We start from the raw sequence: 26547 nt of genomic DNA on the forward strand, positions 1-26547 counted from the left end.
CCGGGGACCGGACGCGGCGTGCGCGTCCGGTCACGGTTGGTCTGGGTTACTGGATGACGTTGATGATCGTCTGCAGCAGCTGGTTGTCGGTCGTGATGACCTTGGAGTTCGCCGAATAGACGTTCTGCGCGGTGATGAGCTTGGTGAACTCGCTCGCGATGTCGACGTTCGACTGCTCGAGCGTCGAGGACGAGATCGAGCCGGCACCATTGTCGTTCGCCTGCGACAGCTGGGCCGCCCCGCTTCCCTGGGTCGCGCTGAAGGCGCTGCCGTCGAGCCGCTGCAGCTGGTTCGGCGCGTTGAACTGGGCGATCGGGATCTGGAAGTAGGTCAGCGACTGGCCGTTCGAATAGTTGAGCGCGACGTTGCCGTTGTTGTCGATCGACAGGCTCTGGAACGAGCCGCGGGGGATGCCGTCCTGGACGATCGACGAGACGTTGACTTGGCTGTCGGCGAACTGGGTCAAGCCGGTGTCGACGCCGAACTGGCCGAAATTGAACGTCAGCGGCTGCGTGGCGGCGCCGATCGCGTACGGGATGGTGAAGGTCGCGGCCGTGCCGGTGGTGGCGGCCTGGGCGACACTGGTCGCCTGGGCCGGCACCGTCGTCTCGGTGATCGACGCGAGCGTGCCCGCGGCGGGCGTGTAGGTGCCGCCCGACGAGGTCGGATAGGTCGTCGTGCCGTCGCCGAACTTGAGCGTGAAGGTCGCGGCGGGATTGGTGGCGCCGGCGAGCGTGATCGACGCGGTCCAGGTGTTGGTCGCCGTGTGGTCGAACTGGATCGAGGCTTGGTGGGTATTGCCGAACGCATCGTAGAGCTGCTCGGACACCGGCGCCGGCGACGTGTAGTTGGTGGCACCCACTACCGGATAGGAGGACGGCAGGTTGGCGTTGAGCGTCACCTTCGTGGTCGCGACCGGATTGTCGAGGAGCTGCGTCACCTGGATCGGCACGGCCGAACCGTTGGCGTTGTTCACCACGTTGGTCTGCGGATTGACCGCGTAGCCTTCGAGGTAATAGCCCGCACCGTTGACCAGGTAGCCCTGGTTGTTGATCTGGAAATCGCCGCGCCGGGTGTAGTAGTTCGATGACGCAAACTGCGAGCCCGTCGCGGTGCCGGCGGTGGTCGACGGCGGCGCCTTCACCTGGAAGAAGCCGTTGCCGGAAATGGCAAGGTCGGTCGAGTACTGGGCCGAAACCAGGTTGCCCGCGAGCGAGTTCTCGTAGACCGGCTTGGCCAGCACGCCGCCCGGCTGATTGAAGTTCTGGTTCGAATCCGTCACCAGGTTCTCGAAGCTGGTGCCGATTTCCTTGAAGCCCACGGTTTGCGCGTTGGCGACGTTGTCGGAGATGTTTCCGATCGCGGATTGCTGGGCATTCAAGCCGCTGACGGCCGTCGTCAGGCTGCTGAACAAACTCATGGAGTGCCTCCGGGCTGGCGGATTTGGTCGCAAAGCCCGACGCAAGCACCGTTCCAGCCCCTATGGCCTTTGTTTTTCAATGTGTTATTCTGATCGAACCTGACGGGAAGCCGAATTTGCCCGGCAAAAGCTGCCGGGTGAGCCGTCTCGGGCGTGGCGGTTCTTGCCGGCTCGCATCTCCGCCGGGATCGGGTACAATCGGGCTCGACACCGGCCTAAATGCCAGTCTTGTCACGTCCTGCGTTTCGAGGAATCCGATGCCTCTTTCCATTCCGCTGCCGGCCGGCGCCAAAATCATCATCAATGGCGCCGTGATCGAGAACAGCGGCTCGGCGAACATTTCGCTCACGGTGCACAACAAGGCCAACATCCTGCGCGACAAGGATGTGCTGACCCAGCCCGAAGCCAATACGCCGGCCAAGGAAATCTACCACGCCATCCAGAACGCCTATCTGTTCGAGAGCAATCGCGGGGAGTGGGAAACGATCAGTGCAGCGCTCATGGAGCGTTTCGCTGTGGCTTGGCCGAGTGCGGCGCCGATCATCGCGCACCTGCGCGAGCTCATGGCCGAGGACAAGCTCTATAATGCGCTCCGCGCCTCGCGCCGCCTGATCGCGCTCGAGGCGGGCGAGCCGATCGAGGCGGTAGCCCATCCGGGCGAGATCTATACCGAGCACAAGGCGCCTCGCGTCGACCGGAACAAGGAGATCGGTCGGATCAAGGGCAAGATCGCCGAGCTGGAACGGCGCATCGCCGCGATCGACGAGCACTGAGCGGCGGGGGGCTTGCCGGTGGCTATGATCCGTCCTGACCGCGATACCGTGACGGTCGGCGTCGAAGCCAATCCGAGCCCCGCTGATGTCGCTGTCCTGGAACGCGGCCTCTTCGCTTTCGAGGAGGCGCGTTTGGGCGCGCCCGACCATGCGCATTTCGCGGTCTTCGCCCGGGGCGTCGACGGCCGCATCGAGGGCGGGGCGGATGGCCACGTCATGTGGCGCCGGCTGTTCATCAAGACGCTGTGGATTGCCGAGGGGCGGCGCGGCCGCGGGCTCGGCCGGGAATTGATGCGGACGGTCGAGGAAGAGGCGCGCCTGCGCGGCTGCCGCAGCATCTGGCTCACGGCCCTGGGCGAGCCGGCGGCGGGTTTCTATCGTCGGCTGGACTATGTCGAGATCGGCGTCCTCGACGACTATGTTCGCGGCCAGTCGCTCTACACGCTCCACAAGATCCTGGAGCCCACGCAGCGTTAAGCGCTCAGTTGAGGCGCTGCTTCATCTGGTAGACGCCGTCGACGAGCGGGCCGAAACGGTCGGCAAGTTCCGGATGGATGATGGGTTCGGCGTCTTCATCGACCACGAGGTTCTGCTCCGAAACATAGGCCAGATAATGGCCTTCGGTGCCGTCCTCGGCCAGGAGATGGTACCAGGGCTGATCCTTGCGCGGCCGGGTCGTGGCCACGCGCTCGTACCATTCGTCGCCGTTGCTGTAGATCGGGTCGATGTCGACCACGACGCCACGGAGCGCGTGAAGGCGATGGCGCAGAATCTGGCCGATGGAGAATTTGGTGGTCGTAGGGACCATTTCGGGGCCGACGCAGTGCTAGAGACGAAGGGAACGGGGTACGCCACGGACATGGCCCCAAGCGGCACGGCGGTCAAGTGTCGAGATCCGGCAGGCATGTGAGGGCAGGGGTGCCCGATCCGAATGCAAATGGGCCGGCCTTTCGGCCGGCCCATCGTTCAAACTCAGGCCCAATGGCCCTCGACGAAGAACCACTGGCCGCCGCGCTCGTCCCAATGCGGCGGGACCCAGCGCTCGAACCGCGCCGGCCGCTCGGCATATTGGCCCGGATGCCAGGCATATTCATGCCCGTCCCATCGCCAGTGGCCGGGCTGCCAGATCCAGCCGTTCGGCGGGCCGGCCGGCGGCGGCGGAATATATTCGACTGCCTGCGGCGGGGGCGGCGGCGGCTTGGGCGCCACGACGACCGCAGCCGGCGCCGGGCGTTGCACGACCACTTCGCGCTCGACGCAGCCGGCGGCGGGCAACGCGAATGCGATGGCGAGGGGCATCAGCAAAAATCGGGATGGGCGCAATTCGGATCCTCGGGACGAAGCCATGAAGAAGCGGCAGAGCCGCCGCCGTCGGTTGAACACCGACATATCATGATACGTTCCCGAGCCGGATCGGCATCCCCGCCCTGGTTGCGCCGGGTACCCCGCTGGGGTGAAGACCTCGTTCGGGATGGCGGCCCACGACCCGCGTGGGTCGTTCATGCCGAATTTCGCCAATCCTGAAACCGGTCGTTCCTTCCGTTGACGTCCCGACTGCACGGCGCCCGTTGTGGCCGTTGCCGAGCATGCATTGACCGCTCCGGAGCGGTCATTCGGCTGACGCCATTTTCTCCAGCGCTCTCGACCTGAGAGCGCCTGCAGCGCGCAGGAAGATCCGGCGCAAGGGCGAGCAGTCTCGCCAGGAACTACCCATTCAATTGGCGAACAGGCCCGGCAGCGGGAGGGCAAGGTCAACTTCGGCGGGCACGGCGCTCCGGAACCAGCAGGTTCGGCCGGGGAAAGTGGCGTCTTTGGAATCCGCCAAGATCTGGCTCTTTAGCTAGTGAAGGTCGGTCGATATCGATCAGTGGGTCGCGGGGGCCGTATCTGTCGGGCGAACCTTGAACCAGATCGCGTAAAGCGCCGGCAGGAAGAGCAGGATCAGGATGGTCCCGCCGGCGGTGCCGCCGATCAGCGTATAGGCCATGGACCCCCAGAACACCGACTGGGTGAGCGGGATGAACGCCAGCACCGCCGCAAGCGCGGTCAGCAGCACGGGGCGCGCCCGCTGCACGGTGGCCTCGACCACGGCATGGTAGGTATCGAGCCCCTCCGCCTGGTTGGTGTGGATCTGGCCGATCAGGATCAGCGTGTTCCGCATCAGGATGCCAGAGAGGCCGATCAGGCCCAGGATGGCATTGAAGCCGAACGGCTGATGGAACAGCAGCAGCACCGGCACCGTCCCGACCAGGCCGAGCGGTGCCGTCAGGAACACCATGAACATCGCCGAGATCGAGCGGACCTGCAGCACGAGCACCAGCAGGGTCAGCAGGATCATGATCGGGAACAGCGGTGCCAGCGCCGAATTCGCCTTCCCGGAATCCTCGATATTGCCGCCGGTTTCGATGCGGTACCCGTCGGGTAGCTGCGCGATGATCGGCGCCAGGGCCTGCTGGATCTCCGTTGAGACCTGTGGCGGCTGAAGCGACTCATCGAGATCGCTTTGCACCGTGATGGTCGGCGTCCGATCGCGGCGCCGCAGGATCGGATCCTCCGGCCGGATCTCGACATGGCCGATCTGGCCGAGCGGGATCAGACGGCCGTCGTCGCTCTTCAGCGTCAGGCTCTCGAGCTTTGCCGGATCGAGACGGTCGGCGCCGGCGCTGCGGGCGACGACTTCGACGATGCGGATGCCCTCGCGGACCTCGGTCACCGGCGCACCGGTCAGCAGGAACTGGAGCTGTTGCCCGGCGTCGCTCGAGCTCAGGCCGATCGCCCTGAGCCGATCCTGGTCGAGCACGAAATGGATCGTCGGCTGACACTCGCCCCAGTCCTGGTTGACCTGCCGGGTATGCGGGTTCGCCCGCATGACCTCCGCGACTTGATCCGCGATCTCGCGCAGCTTCGCGGTGTCCGGCCCCATCACCCGGAAATTGACCGGGAAGTGCGAATAGGGACCGAACACGAGCTGGACGGCGCGGAGCCGGGCTTCCGGCGCGAGGCCGTCGGCGATCCGCTGCCGAAGGCGCAGCTTCAGGCGATCGCGCGCCTCCGCGTCCGGCGTCAGCACGATGATCTTCGCGAAGGACGGATCCGGCAGCTCCGGATTGTAGGAGAAGAAGAAGCGCGGCGCGCCCTGGCCGATATAGGTCGTGACGATCTTCGCCTCGGGCTGCCGCTTAAGCCAATCCTCGACCTTGGCGGCCGTGGTGCTGGTCGCCTCGATGCTGGTGCCCTCCGGCATCTGCACCTCGACCAGGACCTCGGGCCGGTCCGAGGCGGGGAAGAATTGCTGCTTCACGCCCGCCATGCCGACGCCGGCCAAAAGGAACAGGGCCACGACGGCACCGGCGACCAGGAACTTGCGCCGGACGGCCCAGGCAACCAGGCGGCGGAACCGGCGATATCGCGGGGTCGAATAGATCGCGGCATGACCGCCGGCGATCGGCTTGATACTCGGCAACAGCTTGACACCCAGGTAGGGCGTGAACACGACCGCGACGACCCAGGACGCGATCAGCGCGAATCCGACGATCCAGAAAATGTTGCCGGCATATTCGCCGGCCGTCGACCGGGCGAAGCCGACCGGCGTGAAGCCGATGATCGTCACGAGCGTGCCCGAGAGCATCGGGGCGGCGGTGTGGCTCCAGGCATAGGACGCGGCTTTGATGCGGTCCCAGCCTTCCTCCATTTTCACGACCATGATCTCGATCGCGATGATCGCGTCGTCGACCAGCAGGCCGAGCGAGATGATGAGGGCGCCCAGCGTGATGCGGTCGAACACCCGTCCCGTCGCCAGCATGATGACCATCACCGCGGCGAGCGTCAGCGGAACCGCGGCGGCGACCACGACGCCGACACGCCAGCCGAGGCTGAGCAGGCTCACCAGCATCACCACGCCGAGCGCCACGAAGAACTTCAGCATGAACTCGTCGACCGCCTCGCGGATGTTGACCGCCTGGTCGCTGATCTTGGTGAAGGTCAGGCCGGCCGGCAGGACCGCGGCGAGCCGCCTTTCCTCGGCGTCGAGCGATTTGCCCAGCTCGAGCCCGTTCCAGCCGTCCTGCATGACGACACTCAGCGCCATCGCTGGATCGCCCTCATGCCGAATGAGATAGGTCGGCGGATCCTCGTAGCCGCGCGTCACCTCGGCGATGTCGGACAGCTTCAGCGTCCGGCCGCCGGCGACAATCGGGGTATCGGCGATCTTTCTGAGATCGTCGAAGGCGCCGTCGAGCCGCACGAACACCTGGGGGCCGTCGGTATCGATCGAGCCCGAAGGGGTCACGGCGTTCTGGCGCTGCAGCGCGTCGAACACATCGCGCGGGCTCACGCCGAGAGTCGCCAGCCGGGCGTATGAGAATTCGACGAAGATGCGCTCGGGACGCTCGCCCAGAAGGTCGACCTTCTTCACGCCCGGAACATGGAGCAGCCTCTGGCGCAGCGTCTCGGCTTCGCGGGTGAGCTCGCGCGGCGGCATGCCCTTGGCCTTGAGCGCATAGAGCGCGAAGCTCACGTCGGAATATTCGTCATTGATGAACGGACCGAGCACGCCCTGGGGCAGCTTGCGGGCCTCATCGCCCAGCTTCTTGCGGGCCTGATAGAACTGCTCCGCCACTTCGGACGGCGGCGTCTTGTCGAGCAGCTGCAGCGTCATCAAAGCCAGGCCCGGCCGGGTGAAGGTCTCGACCCGATCGTACCAGCGCAGCTCCTGCAGCCGCTTTTCAAGCGGCTCGGCCACCAGGTTCTGCATCTCCTCGGCGGTGGCGCCCGGCCAGGCGGCCGAGACGGTCAGCGCCTTGATGGTGAAGGCGGGGTCTTCGGCACGGCCGAGCTGGAGAAAGGCGAAGACGCCCGCCACGGTGATCGCTACCAGCAGAAAGAGGGTGACGGCGCGTTCGCGAACCGCGAGCGCGGAGAGATTGAAGCCGCTCATCTGGCGGCACTCTGATTGTCGGCAAGCCGAACCTGCTGGCCCTCGTGAAGCAGATGGCCGCCGATCGCGATCACCTGATCGCCAACCCGCACGCCGCCGGCGAGCGTCACGCTCTCGCCGCCCAGCCGCGCGATCTTCACCGGATGGAACGAGACCGTCGAAACCTTTGCATCAAAAACCCAGACGCCCGGCCCCTTGCCCTCATCGTCGATCGCGCCGAGCGGCACCTCAGCGGAGTCGTGTGCCGACGGGACCGGCAGATGGATCGTGACCGTGCTCCCGAGCGGCGCGTTTGCGGCGTCGCCCTCGAGCACATAGCGCGCCTCGAACGTCCGGGTCCGCGCATCCGCCGCATCCGATAGCTGGCGCAACCTCGCGGCCGCATGCCCATCGGCGCCGCCGTAAAGGCTCGCCCAGACCTCCGACCCGAGGGCGGGACGCACGCCTTCGGGCAAGTCGACCCTGGCCTCGCGCGGACCCGCGTGGGCCAAAAGGACCACCGCCTGCCCGGCCGTCACGACCTGACCCGGCTCGGCCAGCGTCGCGACGACCACACCATCCGCGTCCGCCCGCAGCTCCGAATAATCGCCTTCGTCCTCGGCGACCTTCGCCTGAGCCTCGGCGGCGGAGAGCATGGCACGGGCGCTGTCGGCGGCAGCCTTGGCGAGGTCGTAGGCCTGGATCGATGCGGCGCCGGTCTTGGCCAGCTCGCGATAGCGCGCTTCGTCGGCGGCCGTTTGAATTTGCCGCGCCCGGGCGGCAGCGACCGCCCCGGCCTGTGCTGCGATGGCGTGCGCCAGATCGGTCCGGTCGATCTTCATCAGCACCTGGCCCGACCGGACGGTCTGGCCGGTATCGACGACCCGCTCCACCACCTTGCCGGACACGCGGAAGCCCAGATCGCTCTGCACCCGCGCCGAGACAGTGCCGGTAAAGCTGCGATCGGCGGCACTGGCCGGCTTCACTGCGGCTACACGGACGAGCGGCGCGCCGACCCTTGCGTCCTCATCGGCCGGCTTGCAGCCGGCGAGGCCGAATACGGCGGCGACCGCCAACACGGAAAGACTTGAACGCACTCGCGGCATAGCCGGGCTCCAGCAAGAGAGGATGCCCTAAGCTAGGTACGAGTTACAAGTTCGTCAAGTCGTCACTATTCACATCTATGGAGCCAGGCTCCGCAGCACGAGGTTCGCCACGATCGTCGCGTTCTCGTCGACGTCGTCGAAGTTCTGTTCCAGCATCACCGGGTGGAGAAACGGCTGCATGGTCTGCAGGATGGCCCGGCAGGTTTCGTCGATCGGCGTCTTCCGCTCGAATTCGCCCGCCTCGCGGCCGTCGGTGACGATCTGCTGGATGAGGGCGAGCAGCGCCTTTTCGTGGCGCTTGATGACAGGCCAACGGCCGTCGATCGCCGCGGCGACGATGTCGTGCAGCTTGCGCTCGTTGAACAGAAGCTCCACGCCTTGAGCGGTCAGGCTTTTGTACAACCGCCGAATTCTATCCACCGCCGGCTTGTCGTCCGCTGCGATGATGGCGAGCTCGCTCGCGATCTTGCCGAGGCAGAGATGGCAGACCGCTTCACCCACAGCCTGCTTGGAATCGAAGAACTTGTAGATGTAGGCGCTGGAGAGGCCGATCGCCCGAGCGATGTCGGCCACCGTCGTCTTGTCATAGCCATAGCGGCGGAAATGCTCGTCCGCCGCCGCAATGATCTGGGCCCGGCGCTCATGCTCGGCAGGGCCGCGTCGGCCGGACGGCTGATTGCTATCGGGCATCTGGGTTTCGTCGTCCGCCATAAGTCCCTCCTACCGCAAATCGGATTCCGCGCAAACGCGAAAACCATGTTCCGCCGACACCTGATCGCGCGATCCGATGCCTTTCCGATCGTCTGGAAGCGATCCGTCCGGCTATGATATAGTGACTAATGACAACTTGACAAATTTATCACTCATTCCAACCTGTCGGCGAAGCTTACCCGCCGACAGGTCGCACCGGTGAGCCGCTCAAGCCGAACAAGGGAGTGGGGACATGAGTGAGAAAGTCGTTTTGATCACCGGCGTATCGTCCGGCATCGGCCGGGCCACCGCCGAGTTGCTCGCGCGCAAAGGCTACAAGGTCTTCGGCGGCGTTCGCTCGCCGGAGAAGGCTCGTGCCATCAAGGACGTGACCTTCGTCCCGATCGACGTCCGGGACGAGGCATCGGTCAAGACCGGCGTCGAGACCGTGCTGCAACGCGCCGGCAGGATCGACGTGCTGATCAACAACGCCGGCTACTCGATCGTCGGAGCCGTCGAGGAAACCAGCCCGGAAGAAGCCCGGGCATTGTTCGACACGAACGTGTTCGGCGTGCTCCGCATGTCCCGGGCGGTTCTTCCGGCGATGCGGGCGCAGGGGAGCGGGCGCATCATCAACATCAGTTCGGTTTTGGGCTTTCTACCGGCGCCGTTCATGGGCCTCTATGCGGCGTCGAAGCACGCGGTCGAAGGGCTCTCCGAAAGTCTCGACCATGAGGTCAGGAACTTCGGCATCCGCGTCGTGCTCATCCAGCCGAGCTTCACCCGGACGGGTCTCGACACCAATGCCGCCCCGACCGCACAGCGTATTCCCGTCTATGTGGATCAGTTCAAGCGCACGATCGCGGCGATCACCGCCACGATCAAGTCGGCGCCGGAACCGGATAAGGTTGCCGAACGCATTCTGCTCGCGATCGAAGAGCCCTACCGGATGCGTCGTCCCGCAGATGGCAGGGCGGCGCTTCTCAGCAAACTGCGTCGGTTCATGCCGGCAGGTCCGGTCGATAAGAGCCTGCGTAAGGAATTCGCCCTGTCGTAGGTCGCGTTTCCGCGATTGGGCGAAGGCCGAGGTCGAACTCCGTATGCAGCGACCATAAAGGGGTAGCCTGTCCGCAGACGGCTGTTTGGCGGTCAGCGGCCAATTTGTCCGGCAACTCGGATCGGATGAGTTTCCGGACAAATAGATTTTCGGACGGGTCTGTGGGCAAACGGAGCATCGGCCGCGCGAGCCAGCCCTCATGTGACAGGCGACTCTGAGCTGAGGATCATTCCAGGACGTGCAGGCAGGAATGTCCGCTTCATCCTGCCAGTTGCGCAAAGCGTCCGGTCCGCCGTCGGCCCGACCTGGCCGGCGAGCGAACGTCCGTTAGCTCCATGCCGTTGGCCATAGCCGGACCGACCGGAGTCCACCCGTCGCAGTCCTTCCAGATTGGGTTTTCACCCTATCCCCAGAGCGAGACGCTCGGCGGGTAGAGCAGGCTGCCGTCGAAGCGCAAGCCCGGCTGCCGGTCGCGCGCGAGCCGCAAGGGGGCATCGAGATCGACCCAGTCCGCCTCCTGGCCGACGATCGCCGCCGCGGCGGCCGAGATCGAGGTGCCGACCCGGCAGCCGACTTTGATGCGAAAGCCCTCGTCGCGCGCCTGTTCGACGAGCGCCAGCGCCTCGGTCAGGCCGCCGGTGCGGTCGAGCTCGATATTGATCACGTCGTAGCGGCCGGCGAGCGCCGGCAGGCTCGACCGGTCGTGGCAGGTGCGGTTGGCGCAGATCGGGATCTCGTGCTTGAAGCGGGCGAGTTCCGCCTCGGCCTCTGCCGGGAACGGGTCCTCGATGAGCTCGACACCGGCCTCCTTCAGCGTCGGCAGGGCCCGGATCAGGCTGTCGGCCGTCCAGCCGGCGTGGGCGTCGATAATGAGGCGCGCGCGAGGAGCGGCCGCCTTGACCGCGAGCAGCCGATCGAACTCATGGATCGAATCGAGTTCGAGCTTGAGCAGCGGGCGATGCGCCTCCTCGCCGGCGAGCGCGCCCATGGTCTCGGCATTGCCGTGCGGGATCGTGAAGGCGGTGGTGAGCCGGTGCGGCACGTCGAGCCCGGCGATCTGCCAGACCGACGAGCTCGACCGTTTCGCGTCGAAATCCCAGAGCGCCAGGTCGATGGCGTTGCGGGCGGCGCCCGCGGGCAGCGTGCGCTGCAGGCTCCGCCGCGTGATGACGCCGGTTGAGATGTCGTCGGCGAGCGGCTCGATCGCGGCGATGACCGCATCGACCGTCTCGCCCAGTGCTGCGCTCGGCACGCACTCGCCCCGGCCGCGCTTGCTGCCGTCCTGGATCTCGACCAGGACGACCTCGGCGAGCGGCCGCGTCCCGTCCGCCTGACGCTCCAACGGAAATTGCTCGGGCCGGACCGTCACCTTGGGCCGCTCGGGCGGAATCAGGGTGCGGGGCAACATGCCGGCGGGATCCCACGAATCATCATGTCTTCCACGATACTGCGGAACGGACCCGCGGCGAAGGGGCGCGGGGCAAAGCGCATGGACGTGGACGCCGGCCGGACCCTAGAGTGCCGCCGATCGCTTCGGGAGAGGCCGCCCCGTCCATGACCGCCATCTGCCGTCTAACCGCCTGTCTCGCTGCCGCGTTCCTTGTGCTGCAGCCGGGGCCGGCCCATGCCCAGGATACGTCGGCCCAGGATGCGCCGGCGAAGCAGGGCGAGGCCGATCATCAGCCGGAGCGGAAGGCGACGCCGTCGGGGCTCTTCGCGCTGCTGCCGCCCGACTCGGTGACGCGGCACACGATCGACGCGGCCGGCCGCAAGCTCGCCTACACCGCCACGGCCGGCACGCTGCCGGTCCGGGACGACAAGGGCGAGGAGATCGCCCGCGTCTTCTACACGGCCTATGTCGCCGACGGCGCCAAGCCGGGCGACCGGCCGATCACCTTCGCCTTCAACGGCGGTCCCGGCGCGGGCTCCGCCTATCTGCAGCTGGGGCTTGCCGGACCCTATCGGCTCGATCTCGGCAACGGCGACGGTGCTGAGGCGAAGCTGGTCGAGAACCCGGAGACCTGGCTCGACTTCACCGACCTCGTGTTTCTCGACCCGGTTGGCACCGGCTACAGCATCGCCGCCAAGCCGGAGGCCGCGGCGAAGCAGTTCTGGGGCGTGCGCCAGGACGCGGACTATCTGGCCCGGCTGGTCGACCTCTACCTCGTCCGCAACGGCCGGATGGCGTCGCCGAAATACCTGCTCGGCGAGAGCTACGGCGGCTTGCGCGCCGCCAAGATCGCCCGCGCGCTCCAGCGCGACCAGGGCGTGGTACTCCAGGCCATCACCATGGTCTCGCCGCTGATCGAGGCGAACATGCTGTTTGGCGCGCGCGGCAATCCGCTGGTCGCGGCATTGCGCCTGCCGTCGCTGGGTGCTGCGGAGCTGACGCGGAAAGGCACCTTCACGCCGACGGCGCTCGCCGAGATCGAGCAGTTCGCCCGGACGGAATATCTCTCGACCCTGGTCGGCAAGCCGCCGGTCGGCGAGGCGGCCGCGACATTCTACGGCAAGGTTGCCGAGCTCACCGGCTTGGCCGAACCGCTCGTCGCGCAATATCGCGGCCTCGTGCCGATCGAGGCGATGGGCAAGCATTTCCGGGCTGCGGACGGCGATATCGTCAGCCTCTACGACGCGACGCTCGCGGCCCCGGACCCGTTCCCGGACAGCGAGCAGACCCGGCACGACGACCCGGCGCTCGACGGCTTCACCCGGGCGTTCGCGGGCGGCTTCGCCGGCTACGCGCACGACCAGCTGGGCTTCAAGACGGATCTCGACTACCGGCTCCTGGCCGAGGACGTGAACGAGAAATGGGATTGGCACAGCGGCGGCCCGAACCTGCCGGGTGCCATGGATGACCTCAGGCAGCTGCTGGCGCTCGATCCCTCGCTCAAGCTGACGGTCGCGCACGGCTATACCGACCTCATGACCGCCTACGGCATCAGCCGCTACCTGCTCGACCATCTGCCGGAGATGGGCGAGCCCGGGCGGGTCCAGCTCAAGCTCTACCCCGGTGGCCATATGCTCTATCTCGTCCCGGATTCGCGCCGGGCGCTCACACGCGACGTGCAGGCGCTTTATTCCGCGCCGAAATAGCGCCGGGTCGCGCCCGTCAGAATCATCGCGTCAAATGAGCAGGCGCTCGACGTCGACCGCGACCGTGACCGTGTGGTCGCCGCCGCCGAGGATGACGCCGCGCAGCGGGCTCACGTCGCCAAAGTCGCGCCCTTCGGCGACCGCGACATGGGTGGTGCCGGCCAGCCGGTCGTTGGTCGGGTCGATCTCGAGCCAGACGCCGTCGCCGGCATAGACCGCGACCCAGGCGTGCGACGCGTCGGCGCCGACGAGGCGCTTGCCGCCGGCCGGCGGGTCGGTCTCGAGATAGCCGCTAATGTAGCGCGCCGGCACGCCATGGGCACGGCAGCCCGCGATCATCAGATGGGCAAAATCCTGGCAGACGCCGCGGTTGAGCCGCAGCACTTCGTCCGTCGGCGTCGACACGGTCGTCGCGGTCGGATCGAACGTGAAATCGCGATTGATCCGGTGCGCCAGGTCGAGCGCCGCCTCGATCAACGGGCGGCCGGCCGCGAACGAGGGGGCGGCGAAGCTCCTGACCAGCGGCGTCACCTCGGCTGCGGGCGAGGCGACGGCGAATTCCGCCGCGGTCAACGCGTCCGCGTCGGCCGGATGGAGCGCGCCCTCGGCAATCCGCTCCCAGCCCGCGCGGCCGATCGACGGGTCGAGCGTCACAGGCCGCGTCTCGACCTCGCTCATCGCCTCGACGACCAGCGACTGGTGCGGCGCTGCGATCGAAAAGACCGCGACGCCATTGCCGAAATAGTCGCAGGTCTCCTCGATGCTGGTCGGCAGCGGCTCGACCATCAGATGGTGCGACCGGCAGGTCTGCTGGCGCCGGTCGAGCGGCCTGAGATGCGCCGCGTGGTGCGACAGCGCCACCGGCTCGTCGTAGTGGTAGGTCGTGCGATGGCGGACGGAATAAAGCATGGCGCTCAGGCTCGGGCCGGCTGGGAGGTGGCGATCAACGGCTCGGCCGCCGCATGCTTGAAATAGCTCTCGCTCAGGAGGTCCGACGTCTCGGCCAGGTCGGCCGTCAGGCTCTGGCACAGTTTGTCGAGCTTGGGCCGGCCCAAGGCCTCATCGGGCCCGCCGCGCGCGATCTTGACCATGTCGGCCCGGCGGAGTGCCGCGATCATGCCGGCCGTCGCCTGCGCCTCGGGGGTCGCACGTACGCCGTGGCGCTCGCGCGGCAGGGCCGCGATATGCTCGCCGATCGCATTCAGCTGGAAGGCGACGGCGCGCGGGTTCGCCTCATCGGCCAGCACCAGGTCAAAGACGCCCGCCGGCTTCAGCCCCATGAAATAGCGCGCGCGATAGGTCATCGAACTGTCCGCGACCTCGAGCAGCGCTTCGAGCAGCGCCGGCTCGGTTGGGCCGACGGCGCGGCCCAGCACGCGGACGAAGGAGAGTGTCTGGTAGGCGCGCTCCAGCCGCCGCCCGATCTCGAGGAAGCGCCAGCCGAGCCCGCGCGTCATGTTCTCCATGACGAGGCCGTTGAAGGCCGCGAGCCGCTGCAGCATCTGGTCGAGTTCACCCAGGGCCGGCAGCGCGTTCAGCACGCGCCAGGTGTCCATCGACAGGCGATCGCGCACCGTGGTCGCCGACCGATGCAGCGCCTCGATCGGCTGGGCGAGGCCGGCCATGATCGCGGCCGGCTGCGGCGGCCCCTCGGCCAGCAGGAAGCCGAGGCTCGCCAGGCATTCGCGGAGCGGCGCCACGGCCGGGCCGCCCGGATTGTTGAGGTCTGGCAGGCTGCGCTGGCGCGCGGCGCGGACCAGGCGGATCGTGATCTCGGCGCGCTCGGCATAACGGCCGAGCCAGTAGAGATTGTCGGCGACCCGGCTCGGCAGGTCGGCGGCGTGGCGCTTCAGCTCGACCGCGTCGGGCTGTGCCTGCCACAGGCTGACATGCTCGCTCGGCCGGTCGCCGACGATCCAGACGTCCTTGCTGCCGCCGCCCGATTGCATCGACACCATGAGGCGGCCGGCCTCGGGAGCGACGCGGCCGAGGCCGCTCGGCATGACCTTGTGCCCGCCGTCCCGGTCGGCGGCGACATAGGCGCGCAGCACGAGCTCGCGCGCGACCGCCTGGCCGTCGACCCAGGTCGGCACGGTCGAAAGCGGCAGGTGCCGCTGCAGCGCCCAGCGGTGCGGTGCGGCCTTGATCCGCTCGATGAGCGCCTTGCGCCGGTCTGCATCCAGGTGATCCGGATGGATCGGCGAGGCGTCCAGGCCGACGAAGGCGGGCTTCACCACCTGGCCGACGAGCGCCTGGTCGAGATCGTCGGTGGCGCCGGGCATGCCGAACCAGCGCGTCTCGGCCTGGGGCAGCAGCAGTTCTTCGCCCAGCAGCCGGCGGGCGAGCGCCGGCAAGTAGGGGATGAGGCCGGCGCCCTCGACGAGGCCGCTGCCGAGCGGGTTCAGGATCGCGACATGACCGCGCCGGGCCGCGGCGACCAGGCCGGCGACGCCCAGGCTCGAATCGCTCTTCAGCCACAGGGGATCGCAGAAATCCTCGTCCAGCCGGCGCAGGATGCCGTCGACCGGCTGCAGGCCGCCCAGCGTCTTCAGGTAGACCCGGTCATAGCGAACCGTCAGGTCCTCGCCCGCGACCAGCGGGTATCCGAGGTAGCGCGCCAGATAGGCGTGCTCGAAATAGGTCTCGTTGTACGGACCGGGGGTCAGCAGCACGATGCGCGGCTCGACCGACGACCCCCGCGAGCGGGCGGCGGCTGCGGCGGCGGCGCGGGCGAGCGTTTCGCGCAAGGTGCGGAAGAAGATCGACACGCGCTCGACCGGCTGCGCGCGGAACGCGTCCGGCAGGCTGCGCGACAGCACCATCCGGTTTTCGAGCGCGTAGCCGGCGCCCGACGGCGCCTGGGTCCGGTCGTCGAGCACGATCCAGGTGCCGTCGGCGCGGCGGCCGAGGTCGAAGGCGGCGAGATGGAGCTGCACGCCGTCCGGCGGCTGCATGCCGTGGCACGGCCTGAGGAAGCCTGGATTGGCAAACACGAGCGCCGGCGGCAGCGTGCCGTCGCGGAGCACGGTCTGCGGGCCGTAGAGATCGGCCAAGAGGCGGTCGAGCAGCCGCGCGCGCTGGGCAAGCCCGGCCTCGATCCGACGCCATTCCGCCGCCGGCACCATGACCGGCAGGGGATCGACCGGCCAGGGGCGCGCCAACCCCTTGGGGTCGCCGTAGACATTGTAGGTGACGCCGTTCTCGCGGATCAGCCGCTCGGCGAGCCGCCAGCGCGACTCGACCGTCTCGGCCGACGCGAAGTCCGGCGCCTCCAGCAATGCCGCCCAGGACGGCCGCACCGTCCCATCGGCGCCGCGCATCTCGTCAAAGGTACCGGCCGGCACCTGATAGCCGGCCAGGAAACTCGTGCTCATGGCGGAATTGCCAGTTCCGTTTGTTCCAACGTTCGCCGTTACCCGCGCAGCCGCAGATCCAGCGTCAAGGGGAAGGATGGGTTCACCTGGGCCGGAGGCAAGACAATGGTACCCGGCGTATGGCCCATCGCGAAGAACCGATTGAGGCGGCGGCTCTCGGCCTCGTAGGCATTGATCGGCAAAGTCGTGTAGTTGCGGCCGCCTGGGTGGGCGACGTGATAGGTGCAGGCGCCGATCGACCGGTCGTGCCAGGTGTCGACGATGTCGATGGTGAGCGGCCCGTGCGGCGCGATCGTCGGATGGAGCGAGCTTGGCGCGCTCCAGGCGCGGAAGCGTACGCCGGCGACGAATTCGCCGGTGGCACCGGTCGGCGCCAGCGGCAGGCGCCGCCCGTTGCAGGCAACGGCATAGCGCTCGCCGCTCAGGCCCTGGACCTTGACCTCGAGCCGCTCGACCGTGGCGTCGACGTAGCGCACCGTGCCGCCGGCGCTCGTCTCTTCGCCCAGCACGTGCCAGGGCTCGAGCGCCTGGCGCACGTCGAGCATGAGGCCCGCCGCCTGGATCTGGCCGTAATGCGGGAAGCGGAACTCGAGGTGCGGCGCGAACCAGTCGAACGACAGCGGAAAGCCGTGGCTCGCCAGGTCCTCGACCACCTCCTTCATGTCGGCCGCCACGAAATGGGGCAGCAGCCACTTGTCCATGATGGCGCCGCCCCAGCGGATGAGCGGGGCCGAATAGGGCTCGCGCCAGAAGCGGGCGACGAAGGCGCGCAGCAGGAGCTGCTGGACCAGGCTCATCTGGGCGTGCGGCGGCATCTCGAACGCGCGCAGCTCGAGCAAGCCCAGCCGGCCGGTGGCGCTGTCGGGGCTGAAGAGCTTGTCGATGCAGAATTCAGCCCGATGGGTGTTGCCGGTTACGTCGACCAGCAGGTGCCGCAGCACCCGATCGACGAGCCAGGGCGGGCAATCGCCGCCGTCGGGGATCTGCTCGAACGCGAGGCCAAGTTCGTAGAGCGCATCGTCGCGCGCCTCGTCGATCCGCGGCGACTGGCTGGTCGGGCCGATGAACAGGCCGGAGAACAGGCGCGAGAGCGCCGGGTGGTTGTTCCAATAGGCGATCAGGCTCTTCAGCAAGTCCGGCCGGCGCAGCAGCGGCGAATCGCCGGCGGTCGGGCCGCCCAGCACGATGTGGTTGCCGCCGCCGGTCCCGACATGTCGCCCGTCGATCATGAATTTCTCGGTCGTGAGCCGGGCGAGCCGGGCCTCTTCATAGAGCGTCGTGGTGTTCAGCACCAGGTCGCGCCAGTTCGTTGCCGGATGGATGTTGACCTCGATCACGCCGGGGTCGGGTGTCACGCTCAGATGGCCGAGGCGTGGGTCGCGCGGCGGCGAATAGCCTTCGAGGAACACCGGCACCTGAAGCTCGTCCGCCGTTTCCTCGATGGCGGCGATCAGTGCCAGCGAATCCTCGACCCGCTCGACCGGCGGCATGAAGACGTAGAGCTTGCCGTCGCGCACCTCGGTCGTGAGCGCGGTGCGCACGATGTTGGTTGCCGACTGGCCGTGCCGGGGTGCGTAGATCGCCTGTTCCGCGGGGACGGGATGCGCCGACGGCACCGTGCGGCGGATTGCCGGCGGCAGCGGCGGCCGGCCCTCGAACGGATCGGGCTCGACGATCGGCTCGGCATCCTCCGGCCTGACCCAGGGCAGGCTGTCGAGCGGCAGGCGCAAGCCGATCGGGCTGTCGCCCGGCAGCAGGAACAGATGCTTGTGGCGCAGGAACCACGGGCTCGACGCCCAATGATAACCGCCGTTGGCGTGATAGGCGCCGTTCCGCTTGCGCCGCTCGACCGGCAGCACGTAGCCCACGACCTTGTCGAGCCCCTGCTCGAACACGCGGGCGATCCGCTCGCGCTGCTGCGTGTCCGGGATCCGGTTGTCGATCGGATCGACATTGACGGGCAGGCGGCGTTCCTGGGAGAGGTACGCCCAGGCGTCCTCGTGCGCCGGGATGACGAATTCGGGCGCCACGTCGAGCCGGTCGGCGAGCGCCTCGATGAAGCACCGGGCGACGTCCGGGTCGAGCCGGCCCGGCAGCGAATCGTCGCCGATCAGCTTGTCGTCGTGCCAGATCGGCACACCGTCGTTGCGCCAGATGACGCTCAATGCCCAGCGCGGCAGCGGCTCGCCCGGGTACCATTTGCCCTGGCCGAAATGCAGGACGGCGCCGGGCGCGAAGCGCGCCTTCAAGCGTCGGGCGAGATTGCCGGCCAGCCGCCGCTTGGTCGGCCCCAGCGCCGACACGGTCCATTCCGCACCATCCATGTCGTCGATCGACACGAACGTCGGCTCGCCGCCCATGGTGAGGCGCACGTCGCCAGCTTCGAGCTCCCGGTCGATTTGCTCGCCCAGCCGGTCTATCGCCTGCCACTGCTCGTCCGTATAGGGCTTCGTCACCCGCGGCGTCTCGAGGATGCGCTTCACCGACATCTCGAAGGCGAAGTCGACCTCGGCCTTGTCGACGGCGCCGGTGATGGGGGCTGCCGAGCTTGGGTCGGGCGAACAGGCAAGCGGGATATGGCCTTCGCCGGCAAGCAGGCCCGAGGTCGGGTCGAAGCCGATCCAGCCCGCGCCTGGCAAATAGACCTCGGCCCAGGCGTGCAGGTCGGTGAAGTCGGCCTCGGTGCCCGACGGGCCGTCCAAGGACTTCTGGTCGGGTGCCAGCTGGATCAGGTAGCCGGATGCGAAGCGCGCGGCGATGCCCAGATGGCGGCAGACCTGGACCATGAGCCAGGCGGAATCGCGGCACGAACCCTTGGCCGTGGCCAGCGTCTCGTCGCAGCTCTGGATGCCCGGCTCCATGCGGATGATGTAGCCGACCTTGCGCTGGATCAGCCGGTTGATCGAGACCAGGAAATCGATGGTCGGCGTCTGGTCGCGCGGAATCTCGTCGAGCAGGTCGAGCAGCAGCGGCCCGGCAAGGCCCGTCTCGAGATAGGGCCTGAGATCGCGCGCCAGATCCTGCTCATAGGTGAAAGGATAGTGGCGTGCGCTCTCTTCGAGGAAGAAGTCGAACGGGTTGTAGACCGCCATCTCGGCGATCAGGTCGACCTCGATCTCGAACAGCCGGGTCTTGTCGGGAAAGACGAGGCGCGCCAGATGGTTGGATTGCGGATCCTGCTGCCAGTTGATGAAATGCAGGGCCGGCGTCACCTTCAGCGAATAGGCGAGGATCCGGGTGCGGCAATGCGGTGCGGGCCTCAGCCGAACGATTTGCGGTCCGAGCGCCACCGGTCGGTCATAGCGGTAGGTGGTCTTGTGATGGAGGGCGACATGGATGGTCATCGGTCGTCCGTTCGTTCCCTGGCGGCTCGGAAGGAGCCGATTTTAGGCTAGCAGCCATGGGCCTGGATCGGAACAGCCCTACGGGCCGCCCGTTCGGCGCTTCTTGCACCGGATCAGAAGCATAAAGCGGGCCAGAAGGCGGCCGTGCATTACCGACGGATGCGGAATGCCGCATTTGGCGTTAGTTTAGCGCCTCATCAGCGTCGGGACCATCAGTGTCGGGACCGGGCGCCGGCCCAACGGAGGAAGTACCCAATTGCTCGAACATGTTCTGGTGCCGATCCATCGCGATGGCTGGAAATTCATCGCGATCTTCGCCGCCGTCTCCTTGGTGCTGGCGCTGATCTGGGGGCCGCTCGGTTGGATCGGTCTCATCCTGACGCTCTGGTGCGTCTATTTCTTCCGGGATCCGCCGCGCGTGACGCCGGTACGCGAAGGCCTGGTCATCTCGCCTGCCGACGGGCTCGTCGTCTCGGTCGCCGAGGTGCCGCCGCCGGCCGAGCTCGACATGGGGACTGAGCCGATGACGCGGATCGGTATCTTCCTCAATGTGTTCGATGTGCACATCAACCGGGCACCGGTGCCCGGAACGGTGGCGAAGATGCACTACCACAAGGGCCAGTTCCTCAATGCGAGCTTCGACAAGGCGTCGGACCTGAACGAGCGGAACGCGATCCGCATCACCACGGCCGAGGGCGTCGACATCGCCGTTGTGCAGATCGCGGGCCTGGTCGCCCGCCGCATCGTCACCTGGGTCCATGTCGGCGACCAGGTCCAGGCCGGCGAGCGCTTCGGCCTCATCCGCTTCGGCAGCCGGACCGATCTCTATGTGCCGCGGAGCTGGGCGGTGCATGCGATCGAGGGGCAGCGCGTCGTCGGCGGCGAAACGGTGCTGGCCGACGCGACCTCGGTCGAGCCGAAACGTGTGGGTTCCGTCAGATGATCCGACCAAACCAACGACCCCAGGGTCCGCGCCGCCGCCGGGTGCGCATGCGGCCGATCGGCGGCCTGTCGATCAATCGCATGATCCCGAACATGCTGACGCTGCTGGCACTGTGCGCCGGGATGACGGCGATCCGCTTCGCCGTCGCCGGCAAGTTCGAACAGGGCGTGAGCGCGATCCTGATCGCGGGCGTGCTCGACGGGCTTGACGGCCGCATCGCCCGTCTCTTGAAAAGCACGTCGAGCTTCGGCGCGCAGCTCGACAGCCTGTCCGACTTCATCTCGTTTGGCGTGGCACCGGCCGTGCTGCTCTATGTCTGGACGATGCAGTCGATCGGCAGCCCCGGCTGGGCCGTCGCCTGCCTGTTTGCAGTGTGCATGTCGCTTCGCCTCGCGCGGTTCAATACGCAACTGGGCCTGCCCGATCCGCCGCCCTATGCCTATAATTTCTTCACCGGCGTGCCCGCGCCGGCGGCGGCCGGCCTGTCGCTGATGCCGGTCGTGGCGAACTTCGAATTCGGCGCCGACTTCCTGCGGTCGCCCTATCTGATCGCCGCCACGACGGCGATCATCTCAGGCCTGATGGTCAGCCGCGTGCCGACCTTCTCGTTCAAGCGCTTCCGCATCCCGCATGATTACGTGGTGCCGGTCATGCTCGGCATCGGCGCCTTTGCCGCGTTCTTGGCAGCGGAGCCGTGGGAGACGCTCTTGGTGCTGGGCCTGATCTATCTGGGGCTCATCCCGCTCTCGGTGCGCTCCTACCGCCGTCTCAAGCGCGCGGCGGAGGAGATCCGGGCCGGGCGTGGCGACGGCGGAGCCGTGCTGCGCGCCGTCGATGGAGGCGCACAGCAGGGTTGATCCGAGGTGCCCTGTCAAAAATCCGTCACCGAGAAGCGGCAGTCTCGCGATGCCTCGTTCCCGAGGCTCACGAGCGGGGGAGCAAGATGCAGTTCATTGATCGTCGGCGGGTGATGCGCCAGGGTGCCGGAATTCTGATCGCGGGGCTGATGGCGGGAGCCGGTTTTGCGAGCGGGACGGCCGTGGCGGCGTCGGGCAAGCTCGTGCTCTATACCTCGCAGCCGGACAAGATCGCAGCCGAGACGATCGCCGGTTTCAACAAGCACGAGCCTCAGGTCGAGGTCGAGATCTTCCGCTCGGGCACGACCGAGATCATGAACAAGATCGAGGCCGAACTGGTCGGCGGTGCGCCGCATGCCGACGTGCTGTTCATCGCCGACGCTGTCTCGATGGAGCAGCTCAAGGCCGACGGTCGGCTCGCTGCCTATCCCGGCGCCGACCTGCGGGCGTTTCCGGCCGGCACCTATGATCCCGACAAGACCTATTTCGGCACGAAGCTGATCACGACCGGCATCATCTACAACACCGCGGCACCGTTCAAGCCGGCCTCCTGGAAGGACCTGCTGAAGCCGGAGGCGAAGGGCCAGGTCGTGCTGCCGAGCCCGCTCTATTCCGGTGCTGCCGCGATCCATATGGCGGCGATCGAGGCGATGCCGTCGCTCGGCACCAGCTACTACATGCAGCTTGCCGCCAACGGCGCCGACGCCGCCAAGGGCAATGGCGCCGTGGTCACTGCGGTTGCCGGCGGCCAGAAGATGTACGGCATGATCGTCGAGTTCATGGCCTTGAACGCCAAGGTTAAGGGCTCGCCGGTCGATTTCGTGTTCCCGTCCGAAGGGGTCTCGGCGGTGACCGAGCCGGTCGCGATCCTCAAGACCGCGCATAATCCCGAGGCCGCGCGGGCGTTCGTCGATTTCATCCTGTCCAAGGAAGGGCAGGAGCTGGCGGTCGCGCAGGGCTTCCTGCCGGCACGCACGGACGTGGCGCCGCCGGCGGGCTTCCCGAAGCCCGCCGACCTCCGCATCATGCCGGTCGATCTCGCCAAGACCGCGGCCGACGCCGACCTGCTGAAGCGCCAGTTCAGCGACCTGTTCGGCGGATGAGCACGGAGGCGATGCCCGGAACAGGATCGGGGCGGCCGGGATCGGGGCGAAGACGGTCGATCGCCGCCGAGCAGTCCCTGTTCTGGGCGTTGGCCGCCCTCCTTTGCCTGATCGCGATCTTTCCCGTGCTGCGCCTCCTCGTCGAGGGCGCCATGCCCCAGGGCAAGCTTGGCCTCGGCGCCCTCGACCGGGTGCTGAGCGACCCGGCTACCTGGACCGCGTTCGGTCACACGCTCTGGGTCAGCCTCGCCGCCATGGCGATCTCGGGCCTGATCGGCGGCGCCATGGCGCTCGTCGTGGCGCTGGGCGACCTGCCGGCACGGCGCACGCTCGTGTTCGGCTTCACCATGCTGCTGATCGTGCCGTCGCAGATCACGACCATCGCCTGGATCGAGCTCCTGGGGCCGTCGAGCGTGCTCCTGAAGCTCTTTGGTCTGGCGCCGGCACCAGGTGCCCGGCACCCGCTCTATTCCGCGACCGGCATCACGCTCCTGCTCGGCCTCGAGCACGCACCGCTCGTGTTCCTCAGCCTGCGCCCGGCGCTGCGCGTGCTGCCGGGCGACCTGATCGAGGCGGCGCGTGCGGCGGGCGCCCGGCCGATGCGCGTGGTCCGCACCGTGGTCCTGCCGCTCGTGGCGCCGAGCCTGATCGCCGGCATGGCGCTCGCCTTCGTCTCGACCATCGGCAATTTCGGCACACCGGCGCTGCTCGGCATTCCGGCGCGCTTCCCGATGCTGACGACGCTCATCTATCAGCGCCTGTCCGGCTTCGGGCCGCGCGTGCTGTCGGAGGTTGCGGCGCTGTCCCTGCTGCTGGGCGTGCTTGCGGCGGGCGGCGTGCTCGTCGAAGCCTGGCTCGCCGGCCGGCGCGACGTGCGGGTCGAGGGCACGGCGTCATCGATCCACCTGCCGCTCGGCCGGTGGCGCCCGGTCGCGGTGGCCGCTGCCTGGGGCTTCCTGGCACTGACCCTGCTGATGCCGCTCCTGGCGCTGCTCGCGACTGCGCTCGTCGCGGCCTATGGCCAGCCGCTCGGGCCTGCGACCGCGACACTCGAGAATTTTCGCTTCGTCCTCTTCGACGATCCGGCAGCCGGGCGGGCCATCATCGACAGCCTGGGGCTTGCTGCTGCTGCGGCGGCGATCCTGTTTTTGGTCGCAGTCCCGGTCGCCTATTTCGCGGTCTGGCGCGGGCGGCGTCTGATGCGTCTCTTGGTGCTGGCGGCGGAGCTCTCCTACGCGCTGCCGGGCGTGGTGCTCGCCATCGCGGCGATCCTGATCTTCATACGTCCGGTCTTGGGCCTGACGCTCTACAACACGCTCGGCATCATCTTGATCGCCTATCTCGCACGCTTCTTCACGCTCGCCCAGCGGCCGGTCGCGGCCGCGTTCCGGCAGCTCGACTTCCGCCTCGAGGAGGCGGCACAGATGTCGGGTGCCGGCTTCGTCCGGCGCGTCATGACGGTGGCGCTGCCGCTCGTGGCGCCGGCCGCGGCCGCAGGCGGGCTCCTCGTGTTCCTGACCGCGTTCAACGAGCTCACCGTCTCGGCGCTGCTCTGGTCGGCCGGGCACGAGACCTTGGGCGTCGTCGTCTTCAGCCTGGAGCAGGCCGGCGAGAACACCGTTGCAGCGGCACTTGCCAGCCTGACGGTCGTGGCGACGGTCGGCCTGATGGCGCTCGCCTCGTTCTTGACCCGTCATCTCGCGACGCCGGTATTGCCATGGCAGGCCTGATCCTTCGTACCGTGACCAAGCGCTTTGCCGACGCTGCGGCGCCGGCGGTCGATGCTGTTTCGCTCGACGTCGCCCATGGCGAGTTCCTGGCGATCCTCGGGCCATCCGGCTGCGGCAAGACTACGCTGCTCCGCCTGGTCGCCGGCTTCGAGCGACCGGGTGCCGGCGAGATCCGGCTCGGCGACCGGCTGGTGGCGGACGGCCGCACCCATGTCCCGCCGGAGGACCGGCACGTCGGCATTGTGTTCCAGAGCTATGCGCTCTGGCCGCATATGACCGTGGGCGAGAATGTCGGCTATCCGCTCCGCACGCGCGGCGTTCGGGGCGCCGAGTACAGATCACGCGTCGCAGCGGCGCTCGATGTGGTCGGCCTCGGCAGCGCCGTCGACCGCCGGCCGGCCTCGCTCTCGGGTGGCCAGCGCCAGCGGGTGGCGCTCGCCCGCTGCCTCGCCATGGCGCCGGACCTGGTCCTGCTCGACGAGCCCTTGGCCAATCTCGACGTGCACCTGAAGGCGAGCCTCTTGGACGAGTTCCAGGAGTTCCGTGCCCGCACCGGCGCCACCATGCTCTACATCACCCACGACCAGAGCGAGGCGATGGCGCTCGCCGACCGGATCGCCGTGATGAACCAAGGCCGGGTGGAGCAGGTGGCGGCGCCCGAGACGCTCTATCACGCGCCGGCGACCGCGTTCGTCGCCGACTTCATCGGCCGGGGCGGCGTGGTGGCGGCGACCGTGCCGCAGCGCGCGGACCAGGGGCGGGCGCTGATCGAGATCGCCGGTCATCGGGCATTCGTGCGGGCGGTGCCGGAACAGGCGGCCGGGCGCGCGCTTGTATGCCTCCGGCCCGAAGACCTGGCCCTCGCCGACGACGGCCTGCCCGCGCGCTGCCGCCGCGCCCGCTACCAGGGCGGCGAATGGCTGGTCGACGTCACGGTCGAGGGACAGGAGGGACGGCCGCTGCAGCTCCTGGCGAAGCCAGGCACGGTACCGGAGCCGGGGACGCCGGTGCGCGTGCGGATCAGTGACGGCTGGGTCATTCCGGGGTAGAAGATATCGGCATGAACACGCAAAACTAGTGGGATCGGGATGCACCTTCCGAGCAAACTTCTTCTGCCGCTCGCCAGCGCGCTCTATCTGTCGGCCTGTGCCGCGCCGACGCCATCTCCGCCGTCTGCCGCGCCCTCGGCGCGACCAATCTCTCTACGTTATCCCGTGCCGATGCTGGAAAAGGGTGTAGAGGGCAATGTCGAAGTTCTGTGCGATATCAGTGCAGAAGGAAACACCGAAGGCTGCATCGTCAATATGATCGATGGTTCACGACTATTCGGCGATGCTGCTCTGGAATTCGTCCGGGCGGCTAAATATCGGCCGGCCATGCGGGACGGCACGCCCGTCCCTGAAATAGCTCACACCTTCACCATTCGCTTCGATTTGGCCGACGACCTGCCTGTTCAGAGGGGTAATTTGCTGCGATCGGGGTGGGCAATATGCGCGACGCTGGGCAGCCATCCGAACGATCCGGTCGCTCTAGATAATTGCAGTAAGGCGATCGATTGGCCGGACGCCCCAACCGCCATAAAGGGTGCCGCCTATGAAGTGCGAGCTCAGGCCTACGTCAAACAGAAACAATTCGAGCAGGCAATCCACGACTACACCAATGCAATAGCAAGCGGCGCATTCACGCCTGAGACGTTCCGCCAGCGCGGCCTGTCATATCTCGCCCTCAAGAACTACCCCAAGGCGCGGGCAGATTTTGATACGGCGCTTCAGGGAATGCCCAGCAGCTTCGCCGTGCTGAAGAATCGGAGCGAAACCGATGTCGGTCTCGCGGACTTCGTTGCGACGCGGCAGGATACCACTGCCGCTATTGCGATCGTGCCTGACGATCCGTCGCTCTACATTCGACGGGCAACAGCGGCGCGAGCCGCTGGCGATATGGCGCCTGCTCTTGCCGACCTGAACGAGGCGCTTCGTATCAACCCTACTGAAGTACCGGCCCTTGCCGAGCGGTGTTTGCTTTTGCGACAAATGGGTCGAACGAATGAAGCGGACGCTGATTGTACGAAGGTCGAGACGCTCGATCCCAAACATAAGGCGAGAGCAGCGAGCTGAATTGCGTCAGGGGTAGGCCTCTTTC

At 67.4% G+C, this 26547-nt stretch carries 20 protein-coding genes; 10 read left to right on the top strand and 10 right to left on the bottom strand.

Annotation, left to right across the window (positions count from 1 at the left end):
• Positions 1-46 precede the first annotated feature (46 nt).
• Complete coding sequence (locus IEY58_RS14680) at positions 47-1420, bottom strand: flagellar hook protein FlgE (protein ID WP_189047008.1); 1374 nt, start codon at positions 1418-1420, stop codon at positions 47-49.
• Positions 1421-1677: 257 nt separating this feature from the next.
• Between IEY58_RS14680 and IEY58_RS14685 the strand changes: the two genes are divergently transcribed.
• Together IEY58_RS14685 and IEY58_RS14690 are read left to right on the top strand one after the other, a co-directional pair.
• Entirely contained in the window at positions 1678-2193 is a 516-nt protein-coding gene (locus IEY58_RS14685; RefSeq protein WP_189047010.1) for a flagellar biosynthesis repressor FlbT, read from the top strand.
• Between the two features lie 24 nt (positions 2194-2217).
• Positions 2218-2670 (top strand): GNAT family N-acetyltransferase, encoded by a 453-nt coding sequence (locus tag IEY58_RS14690; RefSeq protein ID WP_189047012.1) that lies wholly within the window; start codon positions 2218-2220, stop codon positions 2668-2670.
• A 4-nt stretch (positions 2671-2674) separates the two neighbouring features.
• Here IEY58_RS14690 and hspQ read toward each other — a convergent pair whose 3' ends face one another.
• The 5 genes from hspQ to IEY58_RS14715 all read right to left on the bottom strand — a co-directional run bounded on the left by hspQ (position 2675) and on the right by IEY58_RS14715 (position 8925).
• The gene (gene hspQ / locus IEY58_RS14695) at positions 2675-3001 is read right to left on the bottom strand and encodes a heat shock protein HspQ (RefSeq protein ID WP_189047014.1); all 327 of its coding nucleotides are present in this window, start codon (positions 2999-3001) and stop codon (positions 2675-2677) included.
• A gap of 164 nt (positions 3002-3165) precedes the next feature.
• The gene (locus tag IEY58_RS14700) at positions 3166-3492 is read right to left on the bottom strand and encodes a YXWGXW repeat-containing protein (protein ID WP_189047016.1); all 327 of its coding nucleotides are present in this window, start codon (positions 3490-3492) and stop codon (positions 3166-3168) included.
• A gap of 565 nt (positions 3493-4057) precedes the next feature.
• Positions 4058-7129, bottom strand: a complete 3072-nt coding sequence (locus IEY58_RS14705; protein WP_189047018.1) for an efflux RND transporter permease subunit — start codon at positions 7127-7129, stop codon at positions 4058-4060.
• Positions 7126-8187 carry an efflux RND transporter periplasmic adaptor subunit gene (locus IEY58_RS14710; protein ID WP_229743733.1) on the bottom strand — a complete coding sequence of 354 codons (1062 nt, stop codon included), beginning with the start codon at positions 8185-8187 and terminating at the stop codon, positions 7126-7128. The genes IEY58_RS14705 and IEY58_RS14710 overlap by 4 nt, the downstream gene beginning before the upstream one ends.
• Before the next feature lie 102 nt (positions 8188-8289).
• Complete coding sequence (locus IEY58_RS14715; protein WP_189047022.1) at positions 8290-8925, bottom strand: TetR/AcrR family transcriptional regulator; 636 nt, start codon at positions 8923-8925, stop codon at positions 8290-8292.
• Positions 8926-9157: 232 nt separating this feature from the next.
• On the opposite strand from IEY58_RS14715, the gene IEY58_RS14720 reads away from it, so the two are divergent.
• Complete coding sequence (locus IEY58_RS14720; protein WP_189047024.1) at positions 9158-9961, top strand: oxidoreductase; 804 nt, start codon at positions 9158-9160, stop codon at positions 9959-9961.
• Positions 9962-10364: 403 nt separating this feature from the next.
• Here the strand turns inward: IEY58_RS14720 and IEY58_RS14725 are convergent, their stop codons facing one another.
• Positions 10365-11369, bottom strand: coding sequence for an enolase C-terminal domain-like protein (locus IEY58_RS14725; RefSeq protein WP_189047026.1), 1005 nt, complete (start codon positions 11367-11369; stop codon positions 10365-10367).
• A 146-nt stretch (positions 11370-11515) separates the two neighbouring features.
• Here IEY58_RS14725 and IEY58_RS14730 point away from each other — a divergent pair, with 146 nt between their 5' ends.
• A complete protein-coding gene (locus IEY58_RS14730) occupies positions 11516-13057 on the top strand; it encodes a S10 family peptidase (protein ID WP_189047027.1) in 1542 nt (513 codons plus the stop codon).
• Positions 13058-13087: 30 nt separating this feature from the next.
• On the opposite strand, the gene IEY58_RS14735 is transcribed toward IEY58_RS14730, so the two are convergent.
• Genes IEY58_RS14735 through IEY58_RS14745 form a run of 3 tightly spaced genes read right to left on the bottom strand, consistent with a single transcriptional unit; the run spans position 13088 to position 19775 of the window.
• Positions 13088-13966, bottom strand: coding sequence for a transglutaminase family protein (locus IEY58_RS14735; RefSeq protein WP_189047029.1), 879 nt, complete (start codon positions 13964-13966; stop codon positions 13088-13090).
• A 5-nt stretch (positions 13967-13971) separates the two neighbouring features.
• Complete coding sequence (locus IEY58_RS14740) at positions 13972-16431, bottom strand: circularly permuted type 2 ATP-grasp protein (RefSeq protein WP_189047031.1); 2460 nt, start codon at positions 16429-16431, stop codon at positions 13972-13974.
• Between the two features lie 38 nt (positions 16432-16469).
• Positions 16470-19775: a transglutaminase family protein gene (locus tag IEY58_RS14745; RefSeq protein WP_189047033.1), complete on the bottom strand. Its 3306-nt coding sequence runs from the start codon at positions 19773-19775 to the stop codon at positions 16470-16472.
• 256 nt (positions 19776-20031) lie between these two features.
• Here IEY58_RS14745 and IEY58_RS14750 point away from each other — a divergent pair, with 256 nt between their 5' ends.
• From IEY58_RS14750 to IEY58_RS14775, 6 genes are all read left to right on the top strand, one after another.
• Positions 20032-20718: a phosphatidylserine decarboxylase gene (locus tag IEY58_RS14750; protein WP_189047035.1), complete on the top strand. Its 687-nt coding sequence runs from the start codon at positions 20032-20034 to the stop codon at positions 20716-20718.
• A 47-nt stretch (positions 20719-20765) separates the two neighbouring features.
• Complete coding sequence (gene pssA / locus IEY58_RS14755) at positions 20766-21575, top strand: CDP-diacylglycerol--serine O-phosphatidyltransferase (protein ID WP_189047037.1); 810 nt, start codon at positions 20766-20768, stop codon at positions 21573-21575.
• A gap of 86 nt (positions 21576-21661) precedes the next feature.
• Positions 21662-22678, top strand: a complete 1017-nt coding sequence (locus tag IEY58_RS14760) for an ABC transporter substrate-binding protein (RefSeq protein ID WP_189047039.1) — start codon at positions 21662-21664, stop codon at positions 22676-22678.
• 11 nt (positions 22679-22689) lie between these two features.
• Positions 22690-24408: an ABC transporter permease gene (locus IEY58_RS14765; protein ID WP_189047041.1), complete on the top strand. Its 1719-nt coding sequence runs from the start codon at positions 22690-22692 to the stop codon at positions 24406-24408.
• On the top strand, positions 24396-25457 hold the full coding sequence (locus tag IEY58_RS14770; RefSeq protein WP_189047043.1) for an ABC transporter ATP-binding protein: 1062 nt from the start codon (positions 24396-24398) through the stop codon (positions 25455-25457). Before IEY58_RS14765 ends, IEY58_RS14770 begins: the two co-directional genes overlap by 13 nt.
• Before the next feature lie 39 nt (positions 25458-25496).
• Positions 25497-26522: a TonB family protein gene (locus tag IEY58_RS14775; protein WP_189047045.1), complete on the top strand. Its 1026-nt coding sequence runs from the start codon at positions 25497-25499 to the stop codon at positions 26520-26522.
• The last annotated feature ends 25 nt before the right edge of the window (positions 26523-26547 follow it).

Origin of the sequence: Aliidongia dinghuensis (assembly GCF_014643535.1) — a bacterium.
GTDB classification, from domain to species: Bacteria; Pseudomonadota; Alphaproteobacteria; order ATCC43930; family CGMCC-115725; genus Aliidongia; species Aliidongia dinghuensis.

Excerpts from the sequence above, each read along its gene's own strand:
- IEY58_RS14700 (WP_189047016.1), bottom strand. The coding sequence starts at position 3,492 with ATGCCCCTCGCCATCGCATTCGCGTTGCCCGCCGCCGGCTGCGTCGAG.
- IEY58_RS14730 (WP_189047027.1), top strand. The coding sequence starts at position 11,516 with ATGACCGCCATCTGCCGTCTAACCGCCTGTCTCGCTGCCGCGTTCCTT.
- IEY58_RS14690 (WP_189047012.1), top strand. The coding sequence starts at position 2,218 with ATGATCCGTCCTGACCGCGATACCGTGACGGTCGGCGTCGAAGCCAAT.
- IEY58_RS14740 (WP_189047031.1), bottom strand. The coding sequence starts at position 16,431 with ATGAGCACGAGTTTCCTGGCCGGCTATCAGGTGCCGGCCGGTACCTTT.
- pssA (WP_189047037.1), top strand. The coding sequence starts at position 20,766 with ATGCGGCCGATCGGCGGCCTGTCGATCAATCGCATGATCCCGAACATG.
- IEY58_RS14720 (WP_189047024.1), top strand. The coding sequence starts at position 9,158 with ATGAGTGAGAAAGTCGTTTTGATCACCGGCGTATCGTCCGGCATCGGC.
- IEY58_RS14745 (WP_189047033.1), bottom strand. The coding sequence starts at position 19,775 with ATGACCATCCATGTCGCCCTCCATCACAAGACCACCTACCGCTATGAC.
- IEY58_RS14685 (WP_189047010.1), top strand. The coding sequence starts at position 1,678 with ATGCCTCTTTCCATTCCGCTGCCGGCCGGCGCCAAAATCATCATCAAT.
- IEY58_RS14725 (WP_189047026.1), bottom strand. The coding sequence starts at position 11,369 with ATGTTGCCCCGCACCCTGATTCCGCCCGAGCGGCCCAAGGTGACGGTC.
- hspQ (WP_189047014.1), bottom strand. The coding sequence starts at position 3,001 with ATGGTCCCTACGACCACCAAATTCTCCATCGGCCAGATTCTGCGCCAT.
- IEY58_RS14705 (WP_189047018.1), bottom strand. The coding sequence starts at position 7,129 with ATGAGCGGCTTCAATCTCTCCGCGCTCGCGGTTCGCGAACGCGCCGTC.
- IEY58_RS14765 (WP_189047041.1), top strand. The coding sequence starts at position 22,690 with ATGCCCGGAACAGGATCGGGGCGGCCGGGATCGGGGCGAAGACGGTCG.
- IEY58_RS14735 (WP_189047029.1), bottom strand. The coding sequence starts at position 13,966 with ATGCTTTATTCCGTCCGCCATCGCACGACCTACCACTACGACGAGCCG.
- IEY58_RS14715 (WP_189047022.1), bottom strand. The coding sequence starts at position 8,925 with ATGGCGGACGACGAAACCCAGATGCCCGATAGCAATCAGCCGTCCGGC.
- IEY58_RS14770 (WP_189047043.1), top strand. The coding sequence starts at position 24,396 with ATGGCAGGCCTGATCCTTCGTACCGTGACCAAGCGCTTTGCCGACGCT.
- IEY58_RS14760 (WP_189047039.1), top strand. The coding sequence starts at position 21,662 with ATGCAGTTCATTGATCGTCGGCGGGTGATGCGCCAGGGTGCCGGAATT.
- IEY58_RS14680 (WP_189047008.1), bottom strand. The coding sequence starts at position 1,420 with ATGAGTTTGTTCAGCAGCCTGACGACGGCCGTCAGCGGCTTGAATGCC.
- IEY58_RS14775 (WP_189047045.1), top strand. The coding sequence starts at position 25,497 with ATGCACCTTCCGAGCAAACTTCTTCTGCCGCTCGCCAGCGCGCTCTAT.